Origin of the sequence: Actinomadura sp. NTSP31, assembly GCF_041951385.1 — a bacterium.
Taxonomy (GTDB): domain Bacteria; phylum Actinomycetota; class Actinomycetes; order Streptosporangiales; family Streptosporangiaceae; genus Spirillospora; species Spirillospora napierensis.
Genome location: NZ_JBGNUT010000017.1, coordinates 14696 through 39201 on the forward strand (window position 1 = coordinate 14696; position 24506 = coordinate 39201).

At 72.5% G+C, this 24506-nt stretch carries 27 protein-coding genes, 1 tRNA gene and 1 other RNA gene; 16 read left to right on the forward strand and 13 right to left on the reverse strand.

Going from position 1 to position 24506, the window contains the following annotated elements; translation table 11 throughout:
* Window positions 1-73 precede the first annotated feature (73 nt).
* Complete coding sequence (locus ACA514_RS27065) at window positions 74-1285, reverse strand: RNA-guided endonuclease InsQ/TnpB family protein (RefSeq protein WP_375044048.1); 1212 nt, start codon at window positions 1283-1285, stop codon at window positions 74-76.
* 17 nt (window positions 1286-1302) lie between these two features.
* On the opposite strand from ACA514_RS27065, the gene ACA514_RS27070 reads away from it, so the two are divergent.
* On the forward strand, window positions 1303-1509 hold the full coding sequence (locus ACA514_RS27070; protein ID WP_375044049.1) for an Arc family DNA-binding protein: 207 nt from the start codon (window positions 1303-1305) through the stop codon (window positions 1507-1509).
* A gap of 179 nt (window positions 1510-1688) precedes the next feature.
* Window positions 1689-2987 (forward strand): alkaline phosphatase family protein, encoded by a 1299-nt coding sequence (locus tag ACA514_RS27075; protein WP_375044050.1) that lies wholly within the window; start codon window positions 1689-1691, stop codon window positions 2985-2987.
* Window positions 2988-3014: 27 nt separating this feature from the next.
* Here the strand turns inward: ACA514_RS27075 and ACA514_RS27080 are convergent, their stop codons facing one another.
* Together ACA514_RS27080 and ACA514_RS27085 are read right to left on the reverse strand one after the other, a co-directional pair.
* Complete coding sequence (locus ACA514_RS27080) at window positions 3015-3500, reverse strand: tRNA adenosine deaminase-associated protein (protein WP_375044051.1); 486 nt, start codon at window positions 3498-3500, stop codon at window positions 3015-3017.
* A gap of 195 nt (window positions 3501-3695) precedes the next feature.
* Window positions 3696-4055: a hypothetical protein gene (locus ACA514_RS27085; protein ID WP_375044052.1), complete on the reverse strand. Its 360-nt coding sequence runs from the start codon at window positions 4053-4055 to the stop codon at window positions 3696-3698.
* Window positions 4056-4140: 85 nt separating this feature from the next.
* On the opposite strand from ACA514_RS27085, the gene upp reads away from it, so the two are divergent.
* From upp to ACA514_RS27120, 7 genes are all read left to right on the forward strand, one after another.
* Window positions 4141-4779 carry a uracil phosphoribosyltransferase gene (gene upp, locus ACA514_RS27090; RefSeq protein WP_375044053.1) on the forward strand — a complete coding sequence of 213 codons (639 nt, stop codon included), beginning with the start codon at window positions 4141-4143 and terminating at the stop codon, window positions 4777-4779.
* A 191-nt stretch (window positions 4780-4970) separates the two neighbouring features.
* Window positions 4971-5231 carry a hypothetical protein gene (locus tag ACA514_RS27095; protein WP_344262748.1) on the forward strand — a complete coding sequence of 87 codons (261 nt, stop codon included), beginning with the start codon at window positions 4971-4973 and terminating at the stop codon, window positions 5229-5231.
* A 154-nt stretch (window positions 5232-5385) separates the two neighbouring features.
* On the forward strand, window positions 5386-5916 hold the full coding sequence (locus tag ACA514_RS27100) for a PH domain-containing protein (RefSeq protein WP_285913316.1): 531 nt from the start codon (window positions 5386-5388) through the stop codon (window positions 5914-5916).
* A 53-nt stretch (window positions 5917-5969) separates the two neighbouring features.
* Window positions 5970-6761, forward strand: a complete 792-nt coding sequence (locus ACA514_RS27105) for an endonuclease/exonuclease/phosphatase family protein (RefSeq protein WP_375044054.1) — start codon at window positions 5970-5972, stop codon at window positions 6759-6761.
* 230 nt (window positions 6762-6991) lie between these two features.
* Entirely contained in the window at window positions 6992-8464 is a 1473-nt protein-coding gene (locus ACA514_RS27110) for a helix-turn-helix domain-containing protein (protein WP_375044055.1), read from the forward strand.
* A 138-nt stretch (window positions 8465-8602) separates the two neighbouring features.
* Window positions 8603-9319: a FadR/GntR family transcriptional regulator gene (locus tag ACA514_RS27115; RefSeq protein WP_375044056.1), complete on the forward strand. Its 717-nt coding sequence runs from the start codon at window positions 8603-8605 to the stop codon at window positions 9317-9319.
* Between the two features lie 130 nt (window positions 9320-9449).
* Complete coding sequence (locus ACA514_RS27120; protein ID WP_375044057.1) at window positions 9450-10724, forward strand: CynX/NimT family MFS transporter; 1275 nt, start codon at window positions 9450-9452, stop codon at window positions 10722-10724.
* A 10-nt stretch (window positions 10725-10734) separates the two neighbouring features.
* Here the strand turns inward: ACA514_RS27120 and ACA514_RS27125 are convergent, their stop codons facing one another.
* The gene (locus tag ACA514_RS27125; protein WP_375044058.1) at window positions 10735-11046 is read right to left on the reverse strand and encodes a type II toxin-antitoxin system VapB family antitoxin; all 312 of its coding nucleotides are present in this window, start codon (window positions 11044-11046) and stop codon (window positions 10735-10737) included.
* A gap of 97 nt (window positions 11047-11143) precedes the next feature.
* On the reverse strand, window positions 11144-11911 hold the full coding sequence (locus ACA514_RS27130; RefSeq protein WP_375044059.1) for a LuxR C-terminal-related transcriptional regulator: 768 nt from the start codon (window positions 11909-11911) through the stop codon (window positions 11144-11146).
* 139 nt (window positions 11912-12050) lie between these two features.
* Between ACA514_RS27130 and ACA514_RS27135 the strand changes: the two genes are divergently transcribed.
* On the forward strand, window positions 12051-12242 hold the full coding sequence (locus ACA514_RS27135) for a DUF1059 domain-containing protein (RefSeq protein ID WP_375044060.1): 192 nt from the start codon (window positions 12051-12053) through the stop codon (window positions 12240-12242).
* Between the two features lie 352 nt (window positions 12243-12594).
* Here the strand turns inward: ACA514_RS27135 and ACA514_RS27140 are convergent.
* Together ACA514_RS27140 and ACA514_RS27145 are read right to left on the reverse strand one after the other, a co-directional pair.
* Window positions 12595-12682 (reverse strand) — tRNA-Ser (locus tag ACA514_RS27140).
* A gap of 10 nt (window positions 12683-12692) precedes the next feature.
* The gene (locus tag ACA514_RS27145) at window positions 12693-13037 is read right to left on the reverse strand and encodes a DUF952 domain-containing protein (RefSeq protein ID WP_375044061.1); all 345 of its coding nucleotides are present in this window, start codon (window positions 13035-13037) and stop codon (window positions 12693-12695) included.
* A 58-nt stretch (window positions 13038-13095) separates the two neighbouring features.
* Here ACA514_RS27145 and ffs point away from each other — a divergent pair.
* Both ffs and ACA514_RS27155 read left to right on the forward strand, forming a co-directional pair.
* An RNA gene (gene ffs, locus ACA514_RS27150) (signal recognition particle sRNA small type) lies at window positions 13096-13191 on the forward strand.
* Between the two features lie 55 nt (window positions 13192-13246).
* Window positions 13247-15424 carry a DNA polymerase III subunit gamma and tau gene (locus ACA514_RS27155; protein WP_375044062.1) on the forward strand — a complete coding sequence of 726 codons (2178 nt, stop codon included), beginning with the start codon at window positions 13247-13249 and terminating at the stop codon, window positions 15422-15424.
* A 7-nt stretch (window positions 15425-15431) separates the two neighbouring features.
* On the opposite strand, the gene hemC is transcribed toward ACA514_RS27155, so the two are convergent.
* The 5 genes from hemC to ACA514_RS27180 all read right to left on the reverse strand — a co-directional run bounded on the left by hemC (window position 15432) and on the right by ACA514_RS27180 (window position 18607).
* Complete coding sequence (gene hemC, locus ACA514_RS27160) at window positions 15432-16490, reverse strand: hydroxymethylbilane synthase (RefSeq protein ID WP_375044063.1); 1059 nt, start codon at window positions 16488-16490, stop codon at window positions 15432-15434.
* Window positions 16379-16783, reverse strand: a complete 405-nt coding sequence (locus ACA514_RS27165; protein WP_375044064.1) for a hypothetical protein — start codon at window positions 16781-16783, stop codon at window positions 16379-16381. Before ACA514_RS27165 ends, hemC begins: the two co-directional genes overlap by 112 nt.
* A gap of 35 nt (window positions 16784-16818) precedes the next feature.
* The gene (locus tag ACA514_RS27170) at window positions 16819-17262 is read right to left on the reverse strand and encodes an ATP-binding protein (protein ID WP_375044065.1); all 444 of its coding nucleotides are present in this window, start codon (window positions 17260-17262) and stop codon (window positions 16819-16821) included.
* Window positions 17263-17410: 148 nt separating this feature from the next.
* On the reverse strand, window positions 17411-18082 hold the full coding sequence (locus ACA514_RS27175) for a GntR family transcriptional regulator (protein WP_375044066.1): 672 nt from the start codon (window positions 18080-18082) through the stop codon (window positions 17411-17413).
* Window positions 18083-18127: 45 nt separating this feature from the next.
* Entirely contained in the window at window positions 18128-18607 is a 480-nt protein-coding gene (locus ACA514_RS27180; RefSeq protein WP_375044067.1) for a GntR family transcriptional regulator, read from the reverse strand.
* A gap of 343 nt (window positions 18608-18950) precedes the next feature.
* On the opposite strand from ACA514_RS27180, the gene ACA514_RS27185 reads away from it, so the two are divergent.
* Genes ACA514_RS27185 through ACA514_RS27195 form a run of 3 tightly spaced genes read left to right on the forward strand, consistent with a single transcriptional unit; the run spans window position 18951 to window position 20508 of the window.
* A complete protein-coding gene (locus ACA514_RS27185; protein ID WP_375044220.1) occupies window positions 18951-19331 on the forward strand; it encodes a YbaB/EbfC family nucleoid-associated protein in 381 nt (126 codons plus the stop codon).
* A gap of 36 nt (window positions 19332-19367) precedes the next feature.
* Window positions 19368-19967 carry a recombination mediator RecR gene (recR, locus tag ACA514_RS27190; RefSeq protein WP_375044068.1) on the forward strand — a complete coding sequence of 200 codons (600 nt, stop codon included), beginning with the start codon at window positions 19368-19370 and terminating at the stop codon, window positions 19965-19967.
* Entirely contained in the window at window positions 19960-20508 is a 549-nt protein-coding gene (locus ACA514_RS27195; RefSeq protein WP_375044069.1) for a DUF5063 domain-containing protein, read from the forward strand. The genes recR and ACA514_RS27195 overlap by 8 nt, the downstream gene beginning before the upstream one ends.
* 3 nt (window positions 20509-20511) lie before the next feature.
* Here ACA514_RS27195 and ACA514_RS27200 read toward each other — a convergent pair whose 3' ends face one another.
* Window positions 20512-21081 (reverse strand): YciI family protein, encoded by a 570-nt coding sequence (locus ACA514_RS27200; RefSeq protein ID WP_375044070.1) that lies wholly within the window; start codon window positions 21079-21081, stop codon window positions 20512-20514.
* A gap of 104 nt (window positions 21082-21185) precedes the next feature.
* Between ACA514_RS27200 and ACA514_RS27205 the strand changes: the two genes are divergently transcribed.
* The gene (locus ACA514_RS27205) at window positions 21186-24464 is read left to right on the forward strand and encodes a DUF4132 domain-containing protein (protein WP_375044071.1); all 3279 of its coding nucleotides are present in this window, start codon (window positions 21186-21188) and stop codon (window positions 24462-24464) included.
* Window positions 24465-24506 lie beyond the last annotated feature (42 nt).

The window sequence follows — 24506 nt, forward strand, 5'->3', positions numbered from 1 at the left end:
CCATTTTGACTGCTCCCCACCCCGAAGGGAAAGGATTGTCGAACTCCCCTTCCTTCGTGGGACGTGCTGGGATTCACGGCTCAGGCAGCCTCACGCCCGGGCGGGCGGGAGGTCTTGTGCCATCAGCGCCGTCCGGGGCCAGACCCGCCCGGACAAGCATCACTCGGGCGGAATTCTTGTCCCTGGAACGGGAGGTTCCGCACGCGATGCAGGTGTAGGTGCGTTCGGAAAGCGGCAAGCGGTGCTTGGCTCTCGCCCCGCATTCGCCGCAGTCCATGGTGGTGTGCGCCGGGTTCACCAGTCGAACGTCCCGGGCGTGTTTGCGGCCCATCTCGATCAGGGCCTTCTTGGTCTCGCCGATCGCGGCGTCGGCGGCCTTGCGGGCCATGCTCGACTTGGCGAGGAACCGGGGGCGGAAGTCCTCGACCGCCACGGCGTCATGGTCACGGACGATCTTCTTGGCCCATTTGCGGGCGTCGTCCTGCCGTTGCCGCGCGACCTTCTTGCAGGCTTTGGCGGCCTGCCGCCGGGCTTTGCGGTACCCCTTGGACCGGGCCTTGCCCTTGGGGGCGCGGCGTCGGGCCATCTGCCGCTGGTAGCGCGCCAGCCGCGCGGCGGCCTTGCGGCCGTGTCCGGTGTGCGGCAGATCGTAAGCATCGCTGGTAGTCGTTGCGGTCTCGGTCACGCCCCAGTCGATCCCGATGACGCGGCCGGTGGCGGGCAGCGGCTCCGTCTGTGCAGGGACGACGAATGAGGCGTACCAATGGCCGAGGCAGTCGCGGTGGATCCGCACCGAGGACGGATCGGCGGGCAGGCGGCGCGACCACACCACCGTCAACGCGATCCCGCCTGCCAGGTGCAGGCGCCCGTCCCGCACTCGAAATCCTCGGCGGGTGTAGTTCAAACTCGGCGCGGCCAGAGCCTGTTTCTTGAAGCAGGGCATCCCGGCCCGCCGGTCGGACGGCACCCGGTTCTTGATGTCGGCGAGGGCCTTGGCGCGGGATTTGGCGAAGTCCCGGACGGTCTGCTGCTGCGCCACCGAGGCGCCCGCGCGCAGCCAGGGCCGCACCGCGCGCCACCCGGTCAGCATCTTGTCCAGCCGCGCGGGTCCGCATGCCACGCCGGCCTGACGCGCGGCTCTGGACTGGGCGACGCACTCGTTCCACACCCACCGGCAGCGATCCCACTCGGCCAGCAGGTTCCGCTCGGCGGTCGACGACAGCCGCAGCCGGTAGGCATACCGGGCGGCCCGGGTCCCTTCCCGGGCTTCCGCCGGCGTCATCATGATGCCACCGTAGTGCCATGGTCAGAATATCGCTGCGACTTCCCGAGACACTCCACGCTCGGCTGGTCGAGCAGGCGTCCGCCGACCGCCGCTCTCTCAACTCCGAGATCCTTCATCTGCTGGAGGCCGTCCTCGGACCCGCCGGGGGCATTGCCGTTCCGCCGGGGCGCGGACCGGTATCCCCGGGGTCGTTCCGCGAGGGTCCGGGTTCATCCTCGGTCTGAAGGCCGAGGCCTGCACCGGAGAACGAGGCTGACGCACGGGTTCGCTCCGGTCACCGCTCTCATGCCCTTTCGGTCATGAGGAAATTTCGGGTTTTGTCCCATGGTGGCCCGCTCCGGTTCTTCCCCTGGCGTCCCAACCGTCGTGATACTTCTCACCGGCGTGCGGCGGGAGGAGAACCATGGGCAAGGACGAGCTGACGCGGCGCGGGTTCCTCGCGGGGACGGCGGGGGCCGCGGCGCTGATCGCGGCGAGCGGGGCGGGCGGGACGGCGGCCGACGCGGCGACGTCCGTCCGGGCGCCCGTCTCGGCGCTCCCCGACCCCGGGGACTCCGGCATCGACCACATCGTCGTGGTGATGATGGAGAACCGGTCGTTCGACCACTACATGGGCTGGGTGCCCGGCGCGGACGGCCGCCAGGCGGGCCTCACCTTCACCGACGCGCAGGGCAACGCCCACGACACCCACCACCTGAAGGTCCCCTACGGGTGCGGCTTCAGCGACCCCGACCACTCGTACGCGGGCGGACGCACCGAGTACAACGACGGCAAGTGCGACGGATGGCTCCGCGCGGGGGAGAACGACGTGTTCTCCATCGGCTACTTCAAGGGGCCCGACCTCGGCTTCCACGGGCACGCCGCGCTCGACTGGACGCTCTGCGACCGCTACTTCGCCGCCGTCATGTCCTCGACGTTCCCCAACCGGATCTTCCAGCACGCCGGGCAGACCGACCGGATCTCCAACACCTTCGCCTTCTCCGAGCTCACCACCGTCTGGGACCGGCTGAAGGCCGCGAAGATCCCCGCCCGCTACTACTTCAGCGACGTCCCGTTCACCGCGCTGTGGGGCCTGAAGCACCTCGACATCAGCCGGCACGTCTCCGAGTTCTACAGCGACGCGAAGAACGGGCGGCTGCCCGCGGTGAGCTTCGTCGAGCCCGGATTCGTCGGCGAGGCGCTGCCCGGCCTGTCGGAGGACGAGCACCCGCTCGCCGACATCCGGTACGGCCAGGCCTTCCTCAACAAGGTCTACACGGCGGTCGTCGACTCGCCGGACTGGGCCCGCACCCTGCTGGTGATCAACTACGACGAGTGGGGCGGGTTCTTCGACCACGTCCCGCCGCCCGCCGGCCCCGACCCGCGCCCCGACCTCGGCACCGGCCTGCGCGGCTTCCGCGTCCCGTGCCTGCTGATCTCACCGCGCGCCCGGCGCGGCGCCGTCGCCCACGAGGTGTACGACCACACGTCCGTCCTCAAGGCGATCGAGTGGCGCTGGGGCCTCGAACCGCTGTCGGTGCGGGACGCGGCGGCCCGCAACATCGCCGAGGTCCTGGACTTCGAGAGCGCGCCCAGGCTGAAGGCGCCGCACTACGACGTCCCGCGCCCGTTCACGCTCGGCTGCATCGACCCGCAGCACAGCCACACCGGCGACGACTGGGCCGAACTCAACGCCTACGCCCTGACCCACGGCTTCAAGTAGCGAGGCCCGGCCGCCGAGGGCGATGAATTAGGACACCGCGTCGAGGGCGCGTTCGAAGGCGGGGGCGAAGCCGACGCGGCCGGCGATGCTGAGCAGCATCTCGTCCGGGTAGAGCTCCAGGTCGCCGGAGATCGCGCCGAGCTCCATCTCGTCCAGCCCGAGGTCGGTGAAGATCGACATGTCGCCGACCGGCAGCACCTGGTCGAGCTCCTCGTCCTCGGGGATCGGGATGTCCAGGTACTCCAGCACCTGGCCGGCCAGCGGCCAGTCGACCGAGGCGGTGACGTCCGACAGGAACACCATCACCTCGTCGCCGAGCAGCCGGATCGCCACGAAGAAGTCGTCGCCCACCGAGACCAGCCCGATCGTCCCGCCCAGGCTGGGCTGCTGGCGCAGGGCATGGATCAGCCCCGCCAGGTCCTCGGTCAGCGCCACCGGAAGGATCTCGGCCTCCCAGCGGTCGTCCTCCCGGTACACCACGACGGCGAAGTCCGTCGCGTCCACATCCGTCATTTCCACCCCACCGGCGCGGTTCCTGCCTGGGCATGGTCGCAGATGCGGCGCGCCCTCGCGTGCCCCACCGCCAAACTCGGCGCCGCACCGCCGTGTGAAACGAGGAGTCAGCGCCGCTTTCCGGTACCCAAGGGCACGAACCTACTCGATCCGCATCATCGCCCCGCCAAGGGGGCGGCCGCCCGGCCCGGACGGTCAGTTGATCCGGAAGGTGCGGCGCCGCAGCGCCGCGTGGATCCGGGCACGCCGCGACCTGTGCGGCGTCACGCGGCGGCGCAGCTCCCGCGCCTCCGCCAGCTCCCGCAGGAAGATCGCGCGGCGGCGCAGCCGCTCCCGCACCACCTCGGGCGGGACGTCGCCCGGCCCGCCGGCTGTGACTTCGGTCACCGCCTCCTCGACGTCGTCGGCGTCCACGGGGAGCGGCACGGGCTCGGGCGGGGGGACGAGGGAGTCGGGAGCCGGCGGCGCGCTCTCCGGAGGGCCGGTGGCCGGCCCGGGCCGCTCGGGCGCGGGTTCGCGCGCCCCCGCCGGCCACTGATCGCTGTCGCTGCTCATATCGCCATGGTGCCCAGCTCAGTGGCGTCCTATCCAAGATTGCGGGCCCGGCCGCGACGGGCGGGCGTTGGGCTACCGTGTGCGCATGCAGACCCTCGCCGTCGACCATCCGCTCGTCGCGCACAAGCTCACCACGCTGCGGGACGTCGGCACCGACTCCCCCACGTTCCGCCGCCTGGCGGACGAGCTGGTGACCCTGCTGGCCTACGAGGCCACCCGTGACGTGCGCGTCGCCGCGGCCACGGTGCGCACGCCGCTGGTGGAGGCCGACGGGGTCCAGCTGGCCAGCCCGAAGCCGCTCGTGGTGCCGATCCTGCGGGCGGGTCTCGGGATGCTGGACGGGATGACGCGGCTGCTGCCGACGGCCGAGGTCGGCTTCCTCGGGATGGTCCGGGACGAGGGCACCCTGCAGGCGCAGACGTATGCGACCCGGCTCCCCGACGACCTGTCCGGCCGGCAGTGCTACGTCCTGGACCCGATGCTCGCCACCGGCGGGACCCTCGCCGCCGCGATCAAGCTGCTGTTCGATCGCGGCGCCGACGACGTGACGGCCCTCTGCCTGCTCGCCGCGCCCGAGGGCCTGAAGTACCTGGAGGAGGCGTTCGCGGGGACGTCCGCGCCCATCAGGGTCGTGACGGCCGCGGTCGACTCGCACCTCAACGAGCAGGGCTTCATCGTGCCGGGCCTCGGCGACGCCGGCGACCGCCTCTACGGCGTCGTCTGACCGGCGGGCGTCCGGCGGTGCGGGCCGTCTAGCAGCGGCGATACGGGTGTGCGGTTCGTTCCGGATGTTCGTTCCGGGTGGCAAGGGGTACGAACGCGCTACGGAACGTCAGTGCGCGTTCCCCTCCGCCGCCCCGGCACAGGGGACCGTTTCGGACCGGGCGGTGGGAGCGAGGTCTAGGGGGAGTCGCGATGACTCACCAAGGGGATGGCGACCTGCCGCGCTACGCCGCGATCGGCGAGCGGCTCACCGAGGAGTTCGAAGGGGTGCACCAGACCGACACGGTGGAACGGTGCGTGTCCGCCGCGCGGCACGGCGCGGACGAGGTGTGCGGGGGAGCGACCCCGGATCTCGTGGAGCGGATCGCGCGGCGGCACCTGGAGGTGCTCGCCACGGTGGCGGCGGAGAAACGCCGCCGGGCGCGCCGTTCCTCTCTCGACAACGCGCCATAGGCCTTGCTTTGCCGGGGGTTGCGGCTGTGCGAGACTGAACCGGGGTCCGTGGGACGTTCCGGGAGGCAGCCGTGCCCGCACGCAAGCACAAGACGAGGGCCGCGGCGGCTCCCGTCCGCCCGGCCGGCGCGCGCCGCCGCGCACCGAGGCCGCGATGAGGCTGGTCACCCCGGGGGACTCGGCCCCGGCCTCGGTGAACAAGTACCTGCTCCCGCACGAGAACCAGGTGATCACGGTGCGCCGGCATCCGGCGGTGCTGATGGTCCCGGTCGGGCTGGTGCTCGGCGGCCTGATCATCGCGGGGGTGCTGAGCAACACCGTCGCCAGCCAGGCGGGCACCGTGATCAGCTGGATCTGGTGGGCGTGGCTGATCCTGCTCGCCTGGTTCGTCTGGCGGGTCGCGGAGTGGTCGGTCGACTACTTCGTGATCACCAACCAGCGGATGCTGCTGACCACCGGGCTGATCACCCGCAAGGTCGCGATGATGCCGCTGGCGAAGGTCACGGACATGAGCTTCAAGCGGACGATCGCGGGCCGGATGCTCGGCTACGGCGAGTTCGTCCTGGAGTCCGCCGGCCAGGACCAGGCCCTGTCGGCCGTGCCGTACCTCCCCTACCCCGAGCAGCTCTATCTCGAGGTCTGCGAGATGATCTTCCCGAACAAGAACGCGACCGCGGACGACTGATCCCGGTGTCCGCGGGGTGTTAGCGGCCTCGCCCGCCGGGTAGCGGGCCGGGCATGCGCGTCCTGACGCTGAACCTGTGGGGAGCGCGGGGGCGGTGGGCCGAGCGGCGGCGGATGATCGCCGACGGCGTCCGCGCCCTGCGTCCCGACCTCGTCGCCTTCCAGGAGTCGATCGAGACCGCGTCCTACGACCAGGCGGCGGACCTGCTGGGCCCGGAGTACCAGGTGGTGCAGCAGGCGGACCGCGATCCCGACGGGCAGGGGATCTCGATCGGCAGCCGGTGGCCGGTGGCGGCGGCGTGGGAAGTCGACCTGAACGTCACGCCGCGCACGGCCGGTTTCGCGTGCACCACCCTCGTCGCGGACGTCCGCGCGCCCGATCCGATCGGCCGCGTCATGTTCGTGAACCACTTCCCCAGCTGGCAGTTGCAGTACGAGCTCGAAAGGGAGCTCCAGGCGGTGGCCGCCGCGCGCGCCCTAGAGGAGCACCTGAGCGAGGGACCCGTGCACGTGGTCGTCGCGGGGGACATGGACGCCGCGCCGGAGGCGGCCAGCATGCGCTTCTGGACGGGCCGGCAGTCCCTGCACGGCATGAGCGTCTGCTACCGGGACTGCTGGGAGCGCGTGCATCCGGACGAACCGGGCGACACCTATACGCCGGACAACCCGTTGATGGTGGACGGCGACTGGCCGTTCCGCCGCATCGACCACATCCTGGTGCGCTGCGGCCTGCACGGCGGCCCCACCCTGGCGGTGCGCGACTGCGCCCGCGTGTTCGACGGGCCCGCCGGCGGCGTCCAGCCGAGCGACCACTACGGCCTCATCGCCGACCTCGAGCCCCGCTAGCCCCGCCTCCTCTACCCTCGTGGGCCGGGCCCCTTACCTCGGAAGCGCCGGGAGCAGAGCAATCTCGGCGTAATCGGCGATCTTGCGGGGATCGTCGGATAACGTCGGAGGCGACAGGTGCCGCGACGGTCCGGGGGGTCCCGCTTCATTACTCTCGATGTGCGATAACCCGCAATGTGCAATCATGTCGGCACCCCAGCCGCCTGATTACTTCCGCTAAGTGAGTCCACATGCCGGGTCCAGGCAATGTCGGCGAACGTGTCCGCAACCTGCGGCTCACCAGACGCCTGTCGCAGGCACAGCTCGCCGGTCACGACCTTTCCGACAGCTACATCTCATTGATCGAGTCCGGCAAGCGGACTCCGACGCCGACCGTCCTGCGCATGCTGGCCGAACGGCTCGGCTGCACGCCGGAGTACCTCGCCGAGGGCGTCGAGCCCGAGCAGCGCGCCCATCTGGAGGTGCGGGAGCGCCACGCGCACCTCGCGCTGCTGGCGGGCGACCCGGGCACCGCCGAGTCCGGCTTCGACGAGGTGATCGCCCGCAGCGACGACCCGGACCTGACGTCCCGCGCCCGCTGGGGCCGCGCCCGCGCCCTGGAGGAGCTGGGCCGCACCGACCAGGCGATCGCCCTCTTCGAGGAGCTGCGCGAGCAGGCCGAACGCGATCCGGGACGGGCGAGCTGGCTGCCGCCGGTGATCGCGCTGGCCCGCTGCTACCACGCGGTCGGCGACCTCGGGCAGGCGATCGCGCTGGGTGAGCGCGCGATGGACCGGCTCGGCAGGCTCGGGCTCACCGCGGGGCAGGAGTACACCGAGGCGGGCCGGATCCTGCTGCTCGCCTACGTCGACCGCTCCGAGCCCGTGCGCGCGCACGAGGTGGGCAGGCGGCTCCTGCACCCGGAGGGCCCCGGGCAGGACGAGCCGGCGAGCGTCCACTACCAGCGGGCCAGCATCCGCGCGCTCGACGAGGGGACGATCGGCGACTCGCTGTACTTCGCCGACCAGGCGCTGGCCGCCCGCACCGACGCGACGCCCGTGCAGGCGCGGGCGCGTCTCGACCTCGCCGCCGCCAAGGCGCTGCTGAGGGGCGTCATGCCGTTCTCGCAGCCGGCGCCTTCCCCGGTGGCGGAGGTCGTCCCGTCCGCCGACGGCGCGCCCGGCATCGAGAAGCCGCGGGCCGAGGGCAGCCGCGAGGCCGCACGCGAGGCCCTGGTGCTGCTCGGCAGGACGAGCGCGCTCGAAGGGGCCGAGGCCACCGAGAGCACCATCGCCAAGGCGCGCGCGCTGGTCCTCGTGGGCGAGCTGGACGAGGCCATCGCCGAGCTGGAGGAGTTCCTCGACACGGGCATGGCCCTGGTGGCGCCCGCCCCGGCGCGGACGCACCCCATCACGCCGCATCCCAGCATCGACATCGTCGCGCGCACCCAGAAGACCGTGCTCGCCCGGCTCGTCCTCGCCCGCGCCCGGGTGGCGCAGGGCGACCGCCCGGCCGCCCAGGTCGTGCTGCGCGCCGCGTCGGACCAGCTGAGGACGCTGCCGGCCGGGCGCCCCGCCGCGCACCTGCTCCGGGAGCTCGGGGAGCTGTTCGAGCTGGTCCAGGACGCCGAGGCGGCGGCCGGCGCGTACCGGCAGGCGCTGGAGGCCGCGGGCCTGCACGCCGCGCCGTCCCAGGAGGCGAACCACGACCTCGGACGGGTCTGACCGCCTGTCCCTTCCGCGTTCCGCGCGGGCTACGGGCGTTCCGGAATAAACGCGTCCGTGCGGCTGTCGTACCATTGGGATCACAAACATGGGATGACTGGCTGACCGGATGTCGGCGCCCTGGCTCGAGGAGGGACCATGACGCTGCGCACCGCCCGCCGCTCGTCGCTCGTCGACCAGGTGATCGAGCAGCTCAGGGACGAGATCACCGGCGGTTCCTGGCCGGTCGGCGCGAAGATCCCGCCGGAGCCGGTGCTGTCGGAGACCCTCGGCGTCGGCCGCAACACCGTCCGCGAGGCCGTCCGCGCCCTCACCCACGCGGGCCTGCTCGACAGCCGGCAGGGCGACGGCACCTACGTGCGGGCCACCAGCGAGCTGTCCGGCGCCGTCCGGCGGCGCCTGGAGACGGCCGAACTGGTGGAGACCCTGGAGGTGCGGCGCGGCCTGGAGGTCGAGGCCGCCCGGCTCGCCGCAGCGCGCCGCACGGACGCCGACATCGCCGCCATCACCGCCGCCCTCGACCGCCGGAACGAGGCATGGGCGGCCGGCGAGCACGCCGCGTTCGTCGAGGCCGACCTGGCGTTCCACACCGCCGTCGTGGAGGCGACCCACAACCGGGTCCTCGCCGACCTGTACCGCGACTTCAGCACGGCCCTGCGCGCCAGCATCGGCGCGGCGGGCACCCTGCTCGAACACGCGGACGTCCCGCACGGCCCCATCGCGGAGGCCGTGCGGGCGGGCGACGCCGACGCCGCCGCCCGGGCCACGCACGCCTGCCTGGACCAGATCCTCGCCTCCACCGGGCCGTGGAAGGCCGAGGAGGCCCCCGGCGTCGCGGACGCGCGCGAGCCGTAGCGGCGGCGACGCGTCCGGCATCACGCGGTTCGCCGCGCCCCCATCAACGATCTCCGGCGTGACCGGGCCTTCCGGCCCGCGCCGTCCCCCATCCGGTTCGACGCGCCCGCGGGCGCATGACGAAGGCGAAATGAACACCTCGGCAACGTCCCCCCTTCCCCGTGCCCTGACCGCCTGGTCGCTCGTCGGCCTGGTGCTGCTGACGATCAACCTGCGGGCCGCCATCACCGGGATCTCCCCGCTGCTCGGCGACCTGCGGGACGCGTTCGGCCTGTCCGGGGTCGAGGTCGGCGTCCTGACCACCCTGCCCGTCCTGTGCCTGGGCGCCTTCGCGTCGCTGGCGCCGGTGCTCGCGCGCCGGGTCGGCGCCGAGACCGCCATCGCCGGCTCGCTGGTGCTGATCACCGCCGGGATCCTGCTGCGGGTCGTCGCGTCGCCGGTGTCGCTGTTCGTTGGAACGGTCCTGGCGGGCGCGGGGATCGCGATGGGGAACGTCCTCATGCCGGCGGTCATCAAGCGCGCGTTCCCGCGCCGCGTCGGGTCCCTGACCGGGCTCGCGATGATGCTGATGGCCGCCAGCGGCGCCGTCGCCGCGGGCCTCGCCGTCCCGCTGGACGGCGCGGGCGGCTGGCGCCTCGCGCTCGCCGTCTGGGCCGTCCCGTCGCTGGTCGCGGCGCTCGCGTGGGGGCCGCTCGCGGTGCTCGGCCGCCGCTCCCCCGCGCCCGCGCCCGCACCCGCGGCCCCGGCCGCCGCGCCCGCGGAGGGCTCGCTGCTGCGCTCGCCCGTCGCCTGGTACGTCGCGGTCTTCATGGGCCTGGCGTCGCTGATGTTCTACGTGCTGATGTCGTGGCTGCCGGAGATCATGCAGGACGCCGGGTACGCCGACGCCACCGCCGGGATGATGGTCTCCACGATGATGATCGTCGGCATCCCGCTCGGCTTCGCCGTCCCCGTCGTCGCCGCGCGGCTGCGCGACCAGCGGGCCGTCGTCGCCGGCGTCGTGCTCACCATGGTCGCCGGCATCGGCGGCCTGATGCTGGCGCCCGCCGCCGGCTGGGCCTGGGTCGTGCTGCTCGGCGTCGGCACCGGCAGCGCCTTCCCGCTCGCCTACACCCTGCTCAGCCTGCGCTCGCCGAGCGCGGCCGTCGCGGCGCGGCTGTCCGGCATGGCGCAGACCGGCGGCTACCTGCTCGCCGGGTTCGGGCCGCTCGCCATGGGCGTGCTGCACAGCGCGACGGGCGGCTGGCACGTCCCGCTGACGCTCGTCCTCGCCCTCGTCGCGCCGGAGCTGGTGTTCGGGCTGCTCGCCGCGCGGCCCGGATACGTCGTCCCGGCGGCGCGCCGCGACATCCGCCTCGTCGAACCGAAGAGCGTGCCCGCCGGCGAACCCGCCCGGACGCGCTGAGGCGCCGGGTTCAGCCGGTCATGTCGACGGCGTCCAGGTCGAGGACGCGGGCGTGTAAGACGGTCCGCTGGTGCAGCGCCGCCCGGAGCGCGCGGTGCAGGCCGTCCTCCAGGTAGAGCTCGCCCTTCCACTGGACGACGTGCGGGAACAGGTCGCCGTAGAACGTGGAGTCCTTGGCCAGCAGCGACTGGAGGTCCAGCTCCCTCTTGGTGCTGACGAGCTGGTCGAGGCGGACCTGGCGAGGGGGGAGCTTGGCCCAGTCCCGGGACGACAGGCCGTGCTCGGGATAGGGCCTTCCGTCACCCACCGCCTTGAAGATCACGCCCAGAGTCTACGTCGCCCGACTACCGCGTTCACCGGATTCCACCGATTGGTAAACCAGTTACGCCGCAGCTCAGAGGCCCCGTGAGTAACTGCCGTCACGCCCGTTCCGGAGGGTCCGCAAGGGGCCCGGGCCGTCCTTTCGGGCCGCCTCCGGAGAGGGAGAGCCAGGTGGTCGCCGCGTCCACCCGGCCGTGGACCCGGAGCTTCGGATAGGCGTGCTCCAGATGCTTCTCGACGGTCCGCGGGCTGATGGCCAGCCGCCGCGCGATCTGCCGGTCGGTCAGGCCGCGGGCGAGCAGGTCCAGCACCGCGGCCTCCCGGCGGGTGACCCGCTCCCGGCCGGCCGGCGCGAGCCGTCTCATCGCCCGGACGAGCCGGGGGCGCAGGAGCTCGGCGGTGGCCCGGTCGGCGTCGCCGAAGTCCCCGCGCGCCCGGTTGACCGCCAGGCAAACGCGGCGCGGCCCGTCCACCGTGCAACCGGCGGGGAACGCCATCGCGAGCTGGTGCTCGATGCCGAGCGGGCGGTACACGTCCGCGTAGGCGGCGAGCGCGTGGTACTCGGCGCGCGACTGCACGTCCGAGCGGAGCAGGGGTGTGCCGGGGCCGGTCGCCATCCGGGCCACCAGCGGATCGGCGGCCTTGTCGCGGGCGAACGCCTCCAGCGCGCCGCGGCCGAGCAGGCCGTCCGGGACCGTGAACGGCCGTCCGGCCGGGTGCCCGGACCACACGAGACTGTCCCCGGGCAGCGCGCTCAGCAGCAGCGGAAGCAGCTCCGGGAGCAGCGTCCGCTCGTCGTCGGCGTCGATCAGGAGGTCGGCGACCGCGAGCGTCCGGCGCAGCCCGGCCTCCCCGCAGCCGGTCATCTCCTCACTCTAAGTTCCCTGGTCAGAGGGCGGCAAGGCGGCGGACGGCGGGCCCGGCGCCGAGCGGCCATACGGGATTTCCCGTATGCGTCGCGGGCGCCCGCCGATCCAGACTGGAAGCGAGGGAGGAGGTTCCGACATGCGCAAAGTCGCCGACTGCAGGGACTACCCGAGCGAGATGAACTGCACCCTGACCATCGCCGGTGAGGAGCAGGAGGTCGTCCGGGCCGCCGCCGAGCACGCGGCGTCCGTCCACGGGCACGCCGACACTCCTGAACTGCGCGACGAGATCCGCCAGGGCCTGAAGGACGAGGTACCGCAGCACGCCTGAGCGGGTGCGCCCGACGCGGCCTGAGCCGGATTCCGCTCGGGCCGCGTTTCGCCTGTCCTGGCGGAGCTTGACGGCGCCGCCGTCCGCCATGACGGTCTGCCCCGTCATGTACTGCGCCGTCCAACGCGTTCCCCCACAGCTACCAGGCACGACGCGGCCGGCGGCCGGGTGATTCGACTCCGTGAGACCTTCGACGGGCCCCGAACCACAGCGGTGGAATCGCACCGCGGGAACTACGGCGGCGGAACTACCCCGAAGCAACTCACGCCGACGGAACTACATCTGTGGAGTAGGACGCGGGGCCCGGAACGACGAAGGTCCCGGCCGCCGAGCGACCGGGACCTTGGTCCAGTGGCGGAGGATGCGAGATTCGAACTCGCGAGGGCGTGAACCCAACACGCTTTCCAAGCGTGCGCCCTAGGCCACTAGGCGAATCCTCCGCAGGAAAGCCTACCGGTTCTCGGGCACTGACCTGACACCGATTACGGCGGAGACCGGGATCGGACCGTAGACGTGCGGGAAGACCCCGTCGCCGACCTGCTCGTGGCGGACCGGCGCGTCCAGTCGCGACACGTCGATGACCAGCAGGACCAGATCGGAGCGGGGGACGGCCGAGTAGAAACGCCCGAGGACGCCCTCCACCTGGTCCATATCGGACGAGCAGTGGACGAAACCCTCCTCGTCGAGCGTCCGGCCGAGCGTCGACATGGTGTACGACACACCCGAGTCCCACGCGGATTCCCAGTGGCGACGTTCGGCGATGTGCAGGAGCGTCTGCTGCGTGGCGTCCGTCATGGGGCGGAGAGTACGCGGCAACCGTGCCGACCCTGGCCGCGCATGCCATAGACTCTGTGCAGACCCCTCGCACGGCGTCACCCTGTGAACCTCCCCAGGGCCGGAAGGCAGCAAGGATAAGCAGGCTCTGGCGGGTGTGCGGGGGGTCCCTTGCTTAAAGCACCATCGCGCTTCTGACGCTCTGCTTCTCGAGGGAGGGCGGACCCCCGATGAGTCTGGCTCTGTACCGCAAGTACCGGCCAGCGACGTTCGCCGAGCTGAAGGGGCAGGAGCACGTCGCCGAGCCCCTCCAGCAAGCGCTGCGCAACGGCCGGATCAACCACGCGTACCTGTTCAGCGGCCCGCGGGGCTGCGGCAAGACCTCCAGCGCCCGCATCCTGGCCCGCTCGCTGAACTGCGAGCAGGGGCCGACGCCCGACCCGTGCGGCAAGTGCGACTCGTGCGTCGCGCTCGGCCCGTCCGGGTCCGGCCACATCGACGTGATCGAGATCGACGCCGCCTCGCACGGCGGCGTCGACGACGCCCGCGACCTGCGCGAACGCGCGTTCTTCGCGCCCGTGTCGGCGCGCTTCAAGGTGTACATCATCGACGAGGCGCACATGGTCACCCGGGAGGGCTTCAACGCGCTGCTGAAGCTCGTCGAGGAACCGCCGCCGCACCTGAAGTTCGTGTTCGCGACCACCGAGCCCGAGAAGGTCATCGGGACGATCCGGTCCCGGACGCACCACTACCCGTTCCGGCTGATCCCGCCGGGCGTGCTGACGGAACTCGTCGAGGAGATCCTCACGTCGGAGGACGTGCCGTACGAGGCGTCCGCGCTGCCGCTGGCGGTGCGGGCGGGCGCCGGGTCCGCCCGCGACACGCTGTCGATCCTCGACCAGCTGCTGGCCGGGTCGGACGAGCGGGGCATCACCTACGCGCGGGCCGTCTCGCTGCTCGGCTACACCGACTCGACGCTGCTGGACGAGGTCATCGCCGCGTTCGCCGCCCGCGACGGGGCCGCCGTGTTCGCCGCCGTCGACCGGGTGATCGAGAGCGGCCAGGAGCCCCGCCGGTTCACCGCCGACCTGCTGGAACGCATCCGCGACCTGGTGATCCTGTCGAACGTCCCGGAGGCGGGCGGTTCGGGGCTGCTGAACGTCCCGCCGGACGAGCTGGAGCAGATGCGGCGCCAGGCGTCCTCGATGGGCCCGGGGGAGCTGACCCGGGCGGCGGACCTGCTGCACACCGGCCTCACGGAGATGCGCGGCGCCACGTCGCCGCGGCTGCTCCTGGAGCTGATCTGCGCGCGGATCCTGCTGCCGGGCGCCTACGAGGACGAGGCGTCCATGTTCGCCCGCCTCGACCGTCTCGAACGCCAGGCCGCCCAGGGCGGTCTACCGGCCGGGCCGCCCGCCGGTGACGGGATGGCTCAAGCGTTCACGCCCCCAGCTCCCGCTCCGGCCCCAGCACCGGCGCCGACCCCGGCTCCGGCTCCGGCTCCGGCTGAGCCTTCTCCGCGGCCTGCGGAACAGGCGGCCCGTCCGGCGGAACGGCCCGCCGCTCCGCCGGCCCCCGAGCGTCCGGCCCCGGCCGCGACTCGGCCGAGCCCTCCGCCGCCCCAGGAGAAGGCCCCCGAACCCGCGGCGTCGCCCGGCGGCGGGGTGGATGTGTCGGCGGTGCAGCGGTACTGGCCGGACATCATCGAGGCCGTCAAGCAGAAGAGCCGCGCGACCTGGATGGTCATCATGTCCGGGGTGCGGCCGGCGTCGCTCGATGGACGCGTCCTCACGCTCGCGTTCGAGGCCGAGGGGAACCGCCTCGGGTTCGTCAACGGCAACCGCGACGTGATCCTCAGCGAGGTGCTCCGCGAGCGGATGGGCGTCGACTGGCGGATCGAGACCGTGTCCGGCGGCGCGGGCGGCGGACGGGGCCAGGGCGGCCCCGGACCCGGCCCGGCACCGGGAGGTGGACGGTCCAACGCCGGCGGCGGGTTCGGCGGTGGTGCTCCTTCCGGCGGCTTCGGGTCGTCCGCCACGAGCGGTTCGTCCCCGGCCCCCGGGTTCGGCTCGTCCGGCGGGAACGGCGGTGGACCGGGCCAGAGCGCGCCGGCGGACCGGGCGGCGCCGCAGCGCGGCGCGGCCTCGAACCCCGTTCCCCGCCCGGCGTCCGGCGGGGACACGCCCCGCGGGGCCGCGTTCGGCGGTGGGGCGGGCGACCCGGGGCCGCTGCCGCCCCCGCCCGACGAGCCGCCGCCGCCTCCCGAGCCGTCCCCGATGGACGAGAGCGACGAGGTGGACCCGGAGGGCGACGCCGACGCCGACGGCCTCGAGGCGGAGATGAGCGGCATGGCGCTCATCCAGCGGGAACTGGGCGGTCAGATCATCCGCGAGATCGACAATTCCTGAGGCCCGGTCAGTGCGGAACGCTCCCGATCAGGTCGCGGGCGCCCTTGCGCAGGAGATCGCCGGCCACGCGGGCGCCGAGATCCTCGCCCTTCTCCACCGGTGACCGCTCCTCCGAGTGGACGAACCGCGAGCCGTCCTGGGTGAACACCATTCCGCGCAGGCTCAGTCGCCCGTCCCGCTCGATCCGGGCGTGCCCCGCGATCGGACTGTTGCAGTGTCCTTGAAGGCCGTGCAGCATCGTGCGTTCCGCGCTGACGCACCGCCGGGTCTCTGGGTGATCCAGGAGCCGCACCAGTTCCACGACCTCGGAATCGGCGCGGCGGCAGTCAACCGCCAGCACTCCCGACCCGATGGCGGGAAGGATGTCGAGTGCCTCGCCTGGCCGCTCGATCCCCAGCCGCGTCAGGCCCGCCCGCGCCAGCACGATGGCGTCGAACTCGCCGGCGTCGAGCCGTTCCAACCGCGAGTTCACGTTCCCGCGCAGGTACTCGATCCGCAGATCGGGCCGGATCCGTCCGAGCTGGGCGCGCCGCCGCACCGCCGAAGTCCCCACCCGCGCCTCCGAAGCGAGATCGGCCAGGCATTGCACCTTGCCCGCCTTCGGGAACAGCATCAGGTCGGCGACGTCGTCACGCGCGACGTACGCGGCGAACGCCAGCCCGTCCGGCCGGGGGACGTCGCCGGGCACGTCCTTGAGGCAGTGCACCGCGATATCGACCTCGCCGGCCAGCAGCGCCCGGTCGATCTCCCGCATGAACGCGCCCTTGCCGCCCAACTCGCCCAGGTGCCCCTGGTGGCGGTCCCCGCCGGTTTGGATACCGACCACCTCGACGGCCACGTCCGCCAGTTCCCGCAACCGGGCCGCCACACCGCGAGCCTGCACCATCGCCAACGGCGAAGTCCGCGTCCCCAACCGCAGCACCCCACCCGCACCCTCAGGTTCACGATCACCCGTCACATTCGCCCCTCCCACAGTGCCGCCTGACCCCCCGGAAACGTGCCGGGATACATCTGGTGTTTGAGTATTGCGTCCACGCGTCCAGCCGCCGCCACCGCATCCCGGCACGGAGCAACGAACGTGCCACGGCCGGCGTCGAAGAACGCCCACCTGCCGTGAACCACTCTCGCCGCCGCTAGTACCGAGGCGTCCTCACGCCTGCCCCGGGCGTAGACCAGCAACAGCGGGAACGGCAACAGCGAACCCTGCTGCGGATACACCTTCACCGACCGGAATCCCAGCGGCCCCGTCGCCAGCGCCAACCGGTCGAGGTGCCGCGCCGCCGCGTCGCGTTCCCGCCGGGTCCGCCACCACGACACGCAGCGCTCCAGCCGTCCGACCGGCAGCCGCACCTGCGTCATGCCGTCCCCTGTCGTCGTTGACCGCCTGTGCCGGATCAGCATGCGATCAACGCCCACACCCACTTCCCGCGCGGACGGGTCCGCTCCACTCCGCACCGCAGCGACAGCGCCTCCACGATCGGCAACCCCCAGCCGCCCGTACCGTCGTCGTGACCGGCGTCGAGCGCCGCCGCGTCCGCCGAGACGTCCACCGGCCCCAGCGGCTTGACGACGGGCAGAGCGTCCGAGCTGTCCCACACGCTGAGCCGCATGCCGTCCGGCCCGAGGCTGAACGTCACCCGCATCTCCCGATACGGCGCGTACCGCGCGGCGTTCGCCAGCAGTTCACCCGCGATCAGGTCCACGTCACCGGCGCGGCACGAGAGACCCCAGCAAGCCAGCTGCGCCCGCAACGAAGCCCGAACCACCCCGACCGCCGCCGGAGCCGCCAACACCGTCTCGTCCAGGAGACCCGCGGCGCCCATCACGTCGGCCGTCACCGGACCCTCCGGTGCCGCATCGAACGGAACCACTCTGATCACCTCCGGTCGCCCTGGCTCGCAACCTTAATGCTTATCGCGATAAGCCAACAAGCGTTACCCGTGAGTATTCGGTTGCGAAGTGTGACGATCGCTTCGGTCCGGCGGATCAGACGGGAAGGCGGTAGACCAGTTCGTACAGGTGGGAGCCCTTGACCAGCACCGAAACCTCCACCGGCCGATCACCGTGGGAGTAGGCGACCCTGAACTGCCGGATCACCGGGACGTCCGGCAGCGCCAGGAGCTCGATCTCTTCGCTCGTCGGCATGCGGGAGGACACCGCATCCGCAAGGTGCTGGAGTTCGTATCCCAGGTCGGCCAGGACGCGGGGAGCGCCGCCGGGGATCCTCTGCGATCTCGCAAGCTCGGTACCGCTCGCCAATTCGAACGGGTAGTACGACCACTCCACCTCTACCGGCCGACCGCCGTGGCGCAGCAGACGCCGGCGCAGCAGGACCCTGTCTCCGGCGTCGATGCCGAGCGCACCCGCGACTTCGTTCGGCGCCGGAACCTCCCCGACTTCGAGGAGTTCGTAGGAGTAACCGCCAGGGGCCGGAGGGAAGTAGGCCCCGACTTCCACCCGGAACGGCTGCCGGTCACGGACGTAGACGCCCTTGCCCTGACGGCTCGTCAGGTAGCCCTCGGCCTTGAGCACCGCCAGGGCCTTCTGCACGGTCGTGTTCGAGACGCCGAACTCCGTGACCAGATGAGCCGTGGAGGGCAACTGCGTTCCAGGGGTCAGGTCCCCGGCCATGATCCTTGCCCGCATGTCGGCCGCCATCTGCTCATACGGGGGACGGTCGTCCGCTCGCCGTGTCGACATCCGTCAGCTCGCGATCAGCCGGTAGCGCAGGTGGCGCCCTTCGGCGATCATCACCATGACCGACGTCTCGAATGCCACACCGTCAGCGTTCAGGCAGGTGCGCGACAGGACGATCACCGGCGTCCCCGCCGACGATCCCAGCTCGGCGGCCTCATCGGCCGTAGCGCCACGGAACACGATGTCCTCGCGGGCCTCGTGCACCGGGTAGCCCATGCCCGCCAGCACCGTGACGGCTCCGCCCTTGATCTTCCCCGGGGTGGCCAGCGCCGTTCCCTCTGCGATCTCCGCCGGGTACCACGAATCGGTCAGCTCCACAGGTCGGCCGTCAAGGAGCATCGTCCTGCGCCGTACCACCGCCGAGCCTTCCGGCGGGAGAGCCAACGCCGACGCCACGTCCGGGGGCGGAGCCTCCACCGAAACGTCCCGCAACCGCTGCGTGCCGACCCGGCCGGCCTGTGAGGCCTCCTCCGTCCACGCGTCCACCTCACCTTCTTGCCGGGGGGACAGGTAAGGCAACGAACTCACGGTCCACATAACACTCCACCCTCCCACAGCACTTCTCGCGATAACCATTATGGTCGCGTGGTGATCCGCTGGGCGGCCTGCCGGCGGACGCGGGCGGCGACCGCCATGTCCGCCAACATGGACGACGGTCGGCGGCTGTTGGGCGGAGTGGGGACATGGGGTGGGCCGCACTTACGGGATCTCGGTGGGACCCCGTAGTCTCGGGGGACGGACGTCCGGTGGTCGGCGCGGTCGCGAGAGAGCAGGCCTCCCGCGGGGCCGAGAAGAGGGGTGCACCGTGGAACCCGGTGGTCAGTTGAACATGCAGGAGCTGCTGCAGCAGGCGCAGGCCATGCAGGAGCAGCTGTTCGCCGCGCAGCGCGAGCTGGCGGAGGCGGAGGTGAAGGGCACCGCCGGCGGCGGGCTCGTCACCGCGACGGTCAACGGCCAGGGCGAGGTCACGGGGCTGGCGATCGACCCGAAGGCGATCGACGCCGACGACCCGGCCGACACCGCCGAGACCATCGCCGACCTGGTGCTCGCCGCGATCCGCGACGCGGCCCGGGAGGCGGCCGAGCTGCAGCAGGAGAAGATGGGCCCGCTCGCCGCGGGGCTCGGCGGCGGAGGCGGCCTTCCCGGCCTCGGCGGCGGTGGCGCCCCGGGCGGCGGCATTCCCGGCGGCTTCCCCGGCCTGGGCGGCTGACCGGCGCACGACCGTCAAGACGAAAGGAGTGGTCCGTTGTACGAAGGGGTGGTCCAGAACCTCATCGACGAGCTGGGCAGGCTGCCCGGCGTCGGCCCCAAGAGCGCGCAGCGGATCGCCTTCCACCTCCTCGCCGCCGATCCGGCCGACGTCGAGCGCCTCGGCAAGGCGCTCAAGGAGGTCAAGGACAAGGTCCGCTTCTGCAAGACGTGCGGGAACGTCGCGGAGGAGGAGGAGTGCCGGATCTGCCGCGACGCGCGCCGCGACCCAGCGGTCATCTGCGTGGTCGAGGAGTCCAAGGACGTCGTCGCGATCGAGAAGACCCGGGAGTTCCGCGGCCGCTACCACGTGCTCGGCGGCGCGATCAGCCCGATCGAGGGCGTCGGCCCGGACGACCTGCGGATCCGCGAGCTGATGCAGCGGCTCGCGGACGGCGCGGTGACCGAGCTGATCCTCGCGACCGACCCGAACCTGGAGGGCGAGGCGACCGCGACCTACCTCGCCCGCCTGGTCAAGCCCATGGGCCTCACCGTCACCCGGCTCGCCAGCGGCCTGCCGGTCGGCGGTGACCTGGAGTACGCCGACGAGGTGACCCTGGGACGCGCATTCGAAGGACGGAGGCTGCTCGATGTCTGACGCCAACAGCCCGCAGGACTGGAACGCGCTCGCCGAACGGGTCGCGTGCCATGTCGACAACTACCTGAACGGCCTGGAGGCCGTGGCGCGCGGCGACGGCGGGACCCACACGATCCCGCTGCTGCTGCTGGAGGTCTCGCAGGTCATCCTGGCGGGCGCGCAGCTCGGCGCCAGCGCCGACGTGATCCTGCCGGACAACTGGGAGCCGGAGATCGGCGACGACCCCGATCTCGACGCGGTCCGCACGGGCCTTTCCGAGCGGCTCGGCGACCTGGACGAGTACGTCGAGGTGTTCGACCCGTACAAGGACACCGAGCCCACGGCCTACCGCCTGTCGGACGACCTGGTCGACGTCGCCAGCGACCTCGTCCACGGGCTGCGCCACTACAACCAGGACCGTCCTCTCGAGGCCCTGTGGTGGTGGCAGTACTCCTACTTCAACCACTGGGGCAACCATGCGGGCGCGTCGCTGCGCGCCCTGCACGCCTACGTCGCCAACGACCGCCTGGCCGTCGCGCAGGAGGCGGCGGTCGCCCAGTAGCGGTCACCGCCGTCCGCCGAACTCCCAGGGGTGGACGTCGATGGCGGCGTACCGGTCCTGGGTCAGGACGGCGCGTGCCGCGTCCGGGTCCGGCGCCTGGATGAGGGCGGCCGTGCCGAGCCAGCCGGTGCCGTCGTCGGACAGCAGCGGCCCGTAGGCGATCAGCGTGTCGGCGGCGGACGGCGTCGCCAGGTCGGCCGCCTCTCCGGCGCCGAGGCCGAGGACCAGGTACCGGTCGCCGCCGGTGCGGCCGCCGGGGAAGTCCCACATGGTGCGTCCCAGCGTGTTGCGCCAGCGGCGCAGCAGCACGTCCCGGTACACGCCGGCCTGGTAATTGGGCTCGTCGAAGGCGAACGCGCGGGCGGCGGCGGGGTCCGGCAGGTCGACGATGTGCAGGCTGCCGGTGGGGGTCTCGCCGTCGGCGGCGAAGGTCGGGCCGCGGGCGATCATCCGCGCCGCGAACCGGTCCATGTACGACCAGTGCGCCTCCCCCAGCTCCTCGCGCAGCGGCAGGGAGCCGGGCCGGTCGCGGTGGTAGCACAGGAACTCCATGCCGTCAGTCTGCCCGACCATGATCGGTCCGCCTCCCCGCGTGGACATGATCAGCGCGGTGACGGCGGCGCGGGCGGGGTGGAAGGGGCGGCGGGTGTCGTAGGGCTGCCCTACGGTGGGGCGGTATGGATGATCTTCCCGGTTCGGACGAGGGCGCCCTGGTCGTTCCGGATGCGTGGCGGCGCCGGATGTTCCCGCGGCGCGGCGGGCGGCCGGGACCGGCGATCAAGGTGGACCGGGGTGCCGCCGAGGACGTGCGGGAGCGGGCCCGCGCGCTGGAGGCGAACCGGCCGGTCGGTGAGCGGGACGATGTCGACCCGGAGCTGGCCGCCGCGGCGAAGGAGCACCTGGCCGGTGCCGTGAGTCCGCTGGGGGCCGCCGTGGTCGCGGCGCTGCTGATCGAGGACGCGCAGTGGGAGCGCACCGTCGAGAAGCTCGCGGCGCCGCTGGCGGACGCGTGGGCGACCGAGCACGGGCTGCCGTTCGCGGCGTGCGCGTTCGCCGAGCTGAGCGGGCTCAACTGGGGTCTTCCCGGCGTCCGGGTCGCGGGGGCGGAGGGGCGGTACGGCAGATCCGTCGCGGTGACGCCGGCGTGGAGGATCGGTGCGCGGCTGCGGGGGCTGCTGGCCGTCGCCGACGAGGCCGAGTACGCGGAGGCGGTGGACGGTCTCGCGCGGTGCCGGCGTACGGCGACGCAGCGGACGGCGGTGTCGTTCCTGGTGCCGTCGCGGCTCGACTGGGTGGACGAATGCTGCGCCGCGCCGCCCGACCTGCACCATGAGGCGGTCTTCCTGTGGATGCTGCACTGCGCGCTGGGGTCGCCGCACCATGTGGAGGCACTCGGCACGTACGGGCTCGCCTTCCTGTTCATGTGGAACCGATCGTGCCTGGTGACGATGCTGGACGGGATGGGTGCGGCGGCCGTGCCGCTGTTAGCGGGGGCGTTCGACGCGAACGAGTGGGACACCGACCTCCGGAAGCTCATCGTGGAGATGCTCGCGATTGTGCCGGGCGACGAGGCGTTCCAGGCGCTGCTCGACCGTGCAGACAAGAAGCATGTGCGACCCGGGCTGCTCGCGGCGATGAAGCGGTTCCCCGCGCGGGCGCTGCGGCTGCTGGAGCCGGCCGTCGCGGACGCGCCGCATCTCGCCGACCTGCTGGCGGGGCACGTGCGGTCCCATCCCGAGTTGGCGGCGGCGGCCGGTGTGGCGGTGGCGGACGACGGAGGGCTGCGGGACGCTCCGGTGGACGCGCTGCCGGGTCCGCTGGCCGATCCGCCGTGGCTGCGGGACGCCAAGGCGGCGAAGCCCGTCGTCGTCGAGGGCCTCGTGCCGCCCGCCGGGACCGCGATGCGGTGGGAGCCGGGCGAGCAGGAGGAGTGGGCGAAGACCGACGAGCGGCACCGGGTCCCGGCCGGTGACGACTGGGACGCGCTGGTCGAGGAGTTCCGCGAGGGACGCGCCTACGGGTACGGGTTCGGTGTCCTCACGTACGGGCCGGTGGAGAAGGTCCGGCCGTGGCTGGCGGCCTGGAAGCCGCAGCTGTGGGAGGCCGAGATGTGGCTGCGGCCGGTCGTGGCCCGGTTCGGGGTGGACGCGCTGCCGGTCGCGCTGCGCGTCGCGGAGGCCGATCCGGCGGGGCTGGCCGACCGGGCGCTGCCGTTCCTGGACGCGGCATTGGCGCGGTTGATGGCCACGTCGCTGGCCAAGCCGAAGCGGGGCCGCAAGACCGCGCTCGCCTGGTTCGACCGGCACGGCGTGGACGCGGTGCCGCTGCTGGTCCCGGCCGCGTTGGGCAAACCCGGCCCCGCGCGGAGAGAGGCCGAGGGCGCGTTGCGGCTGCTGGCCGAGAAGCACGGCGGTGACGAGGTCATCAAGGCGGCGGCGCGCGCGCACGGCGACGAGGCCGCGGACGCCCTGCGAGCGGTCGTCATGGTGGATCCGCTGGAGCTCCTGCCGAAACGCATTCCGGTGGTGGGCGAGTGGGCCGTCCCGGAGTCGCTGCCGCAGATCAGGCTTCGCGAACGCGATGACGCGCTGCCCGTCACGGCCGTCCGGCATCTGCTGACGATGCTGGCGATGTCCACGCCGGACGAGGTGTACGCGGGCGTCGGGATCGTCAGGGACGCGTGCGATCCGGAGTCGCTGGCGGAGTTCGCGTGGGCGCTGTTCGAGCAGTGGCAGCGGGGCGAGGCGCCGGCGAAGGACGGCTGGGCGCTGGCGCAACTCGGCTGGCTCGGCGACGACGGCACCGTCCGGAGGCTGACGCCGCTGATCCGCGCGTGGCCGGGGGAAGGCGGCCACGCCAAGGCGGTCGCTGGCCTGGACGTCCTCGCGGCGATCGGCACGGACGTGGCGCTGATGCACTTGCACGGCATCGCGCAGAAGGTGAAGTTCAAGGGCCTCAAGGCGCGCGCGCAGGACAAGATCAAGGAGGTCGCCGACGGGCTGGGGCTGACGCCGGAGCAACTGGGCGACCGGCTGGTCCCCGACTTCGGCCTGGACGCGGGCGGCGGGCTCGTCCTGGACTACGGGCCGCGCCGCTTCACCGTCGGATTCGACGAGCAGCTCAGGCCGCAGGTGGCGGACGAGGACGGCACCCGCCGCAAGGCCCTGCCCAAGCCCGGCGCGAAGGACGACCCGGAGCTGGCGCCCGCCGCGTACAAGCGGTTCGCGGAGTTGAAGAAGGACGTGCGTACGGTCGCCGCCGACCAGATCCATCGCCTGGAGACGGCGATGGTGACGCGGCGGCGCTGGACGGTCGCGGAGTTCCGCCGCCTGTTCGTGGAGCATCCTCTGGTCTGGCACATCGCGCGGCGGCTGGTGTGGATCGCCGAGGACGGCGGGAAGGCGACGGCGTTCCGGGTGGCGGAGGACCGGACGTTCGCCGACGCCTCCGACGACACGCTCGCCCTTCCGGAGTCGGCGCGCGTCGGCATCCCGCACCCGCTGGAGCTCGGCGACGCGGTGGAGGAGTGGTCGGTGCTGTTCGCCGACTACGCGATCCTGCAGCCGTTCCCGCAGCTCGGGCGCGCGATGCACACGCTGACCGAGGCCGAGCGCGCCGCCCGGCGGCTGGCGCGGTTCGAGGGCGCCGCCGTCGGCCCGGCGGACGTGCTCGCCCTGGAACGGCGCGGCTGGCGGCGGGGGAGTCCCATGGACGCCGGCATCCAGCACAGCATGTACCGGGCGGTACCGGGTGGCCTGTACGTCAACGTCCACCTGAACCCCGGGATCGCCATCGGCATGGACTTCGCCGATGTGCAGCGGCTGGAGGTCATCTGGGTGGACGACCGCCCGGAGACCGGCGACTGGTGCGCCCGCGAGGGGCGGCGGCCGATCGGCGACCTGGACCCGGTGTCCGCATCGGAGGTGCTGGCGGAGCTGGCGGGCGCCGCGTCCTGACTCATATCGAGGTTCTGCGAAACGTCCGGGTAGACTCGGTGG

Excerpts from the sequence above, each read along its gene's own strand:
- ACA514_RS27070 (WP_375044049.1), top strand. The coding sequence starts at position 1,303 with ATGGTCAGAATATCGCTGCGACTTCCCGAGACACTCCACGCTCGGCTG.
- ACA514_RS27080 (WP_375044051.1), bottom strand. The coding sequence starts at position 3,500 with ATGACGGATGTGGACGCGACGGACTTCGCCGTCGTGGTGTACCGGGAG.
- ACA514_RS27120 (WP_375044057.1), top strand. The coding sequence starts at position 9,450 with ATGAACACCTCGGCAACGTCCCCCCTTCCCCGTGCCCTGACCGCCTGG.
- ACA514_RS27135 (WP_375044060.1), top strand. The coding sequence starts at position 12,051 with ATGCGCAAAGTCGCCGACTGCAGGGACTACCCGAGCGAGATGAACTGC.
- ACA514_RS27155 (WP_375044062.1), top strand. The coding sequence starts at position 13,247 with ATGAGTCTGGCTCTGTACCGCAAGTACCGGCCAGCGACGTTCGCCGAG.
- upp (WP_375044053.1), top strand. The coding sequence starts at position 4,141 with ATGCAGACCCTCGCCGTCGACCATCCGCTCGTCGCGCACAAGCTCACC.
- ACA514_RS27200 (WP_375044070.1), bottom strand. The coding sequence starts at position 21,081 with ATGGTCGGGCAGACTGACGGCATGGAGTTCCTGTGCTACCACCGCGAC.
- ACA514_RS27075 (WP_375044050.1), top strand. The coding sequence starts at position 1,689 with ATGGGCAAGGACGAGCTGACGCGGCGCGGGTTCCTCGCGGGGACGGCG.
- ACA514_RS27105 (WP_375044054.1), top strand. The coding sequence starts at position 5,970 with ATGCGCGTCCTGACGCTGAACCTGTGGGGAGCGCGGGGGCGGTGGGCC.
- ACA514_RS27065 (WP_375044048.1), bottom strand. The coding sequence starts at position 1,285 with ATGATGACGCCGGCGGAAGCCCGGGAAGGGACCCGGGCCGCCCGGTAT.
- ACA514_RS27175 (WP_375044066.1), bottom strand. The coding sequence starts at position 18,082 with ATGGCGGCCGACATGCGGGCAAGGATCATGGCCGGGGACCTGACCCCT.
- ACA514_RS27165 (WP_375044064.1), bottom strand. The coding sequence starts at position 16,783 with ATGACGCAGGTGCGGCTGCCGGTCGGACGGCTGGAGCGCTGCGTGTCG.
- ACA514_RS27110 (WP_375044055.1), top strand. The coding sequence starts at position 6,992 with ATGCCGGGTCCAGGCAATGTCGGCGAACGTGTCCGCAACCTGCGGCTC.
- ACA514_RS27095 (WP_344262748.1), top strand. The coding sequence starts at position 4,971 with ATGACTCACCAAGGGGATGGCGACCTGCCGCGCTACGCCGCGATCGGC.
- ACA514_RS27195 (WP_375044069.1), top strand. The coding sequence starts at position 19,960 with ATGTCTGACGCCAACAGCCCGCAGGACTGGAACGCGCTCGCCGAACGG.
- ACA514_RS27115 (WP_375044056.1), top strand. The coding sequence starts at position 8,603 with ATGACGCTGCGCACCGCCCGCCGCTCGTCGCTCGTCGACCAGGTGATC.
- ACA514_RS27100 (WP_285913316.1), top strand. The coding sequence starts at position 5,386 with ATGAGGCTGGTCACCCCGGGGGACTCGGCCCCGGCCTCGGTGAACAAG.
- ACA514_RS27145 (WP_375044061.1), bottom strand. The coding sequence starts at position 13,037 with ATGACGGACGCCACGCAGCAGACGCTCCTGCACATCGCCGAACGTCGC.
- ACA514_RS27185 (WP_375044220.1), top strand. The coding sequence starts at position 18,951 with ATGCAGGAGCTGCTGCAGCAGGCGCAGGCCATGCAGGAGCAGCTGTTC.
- ACA514_RS27085 (WP_375044052.1), bottom strand. The coding sequence starts at position 4,055 with ATGAGCAGCGACAGCGATCAGTGGCCGGCGGGGGCGCGCGAACCCGCG.
- ACA514_RS27205 (WP_375044071.1), top strand. The coding sequence starts at position 21,186 with ATGGATGATCTTCCCGGTTCGGACGAGGGCGCCCTGGTCGTTCCGGAT.
- ACA514_RS27130 (WP_375044059.1), bottom strand. The coding sequence starts at position 11,911 with ATGACCGGCTGCGGGGAGGCCGGGCTGCGCCGGACGCTCGCGGTCGCC.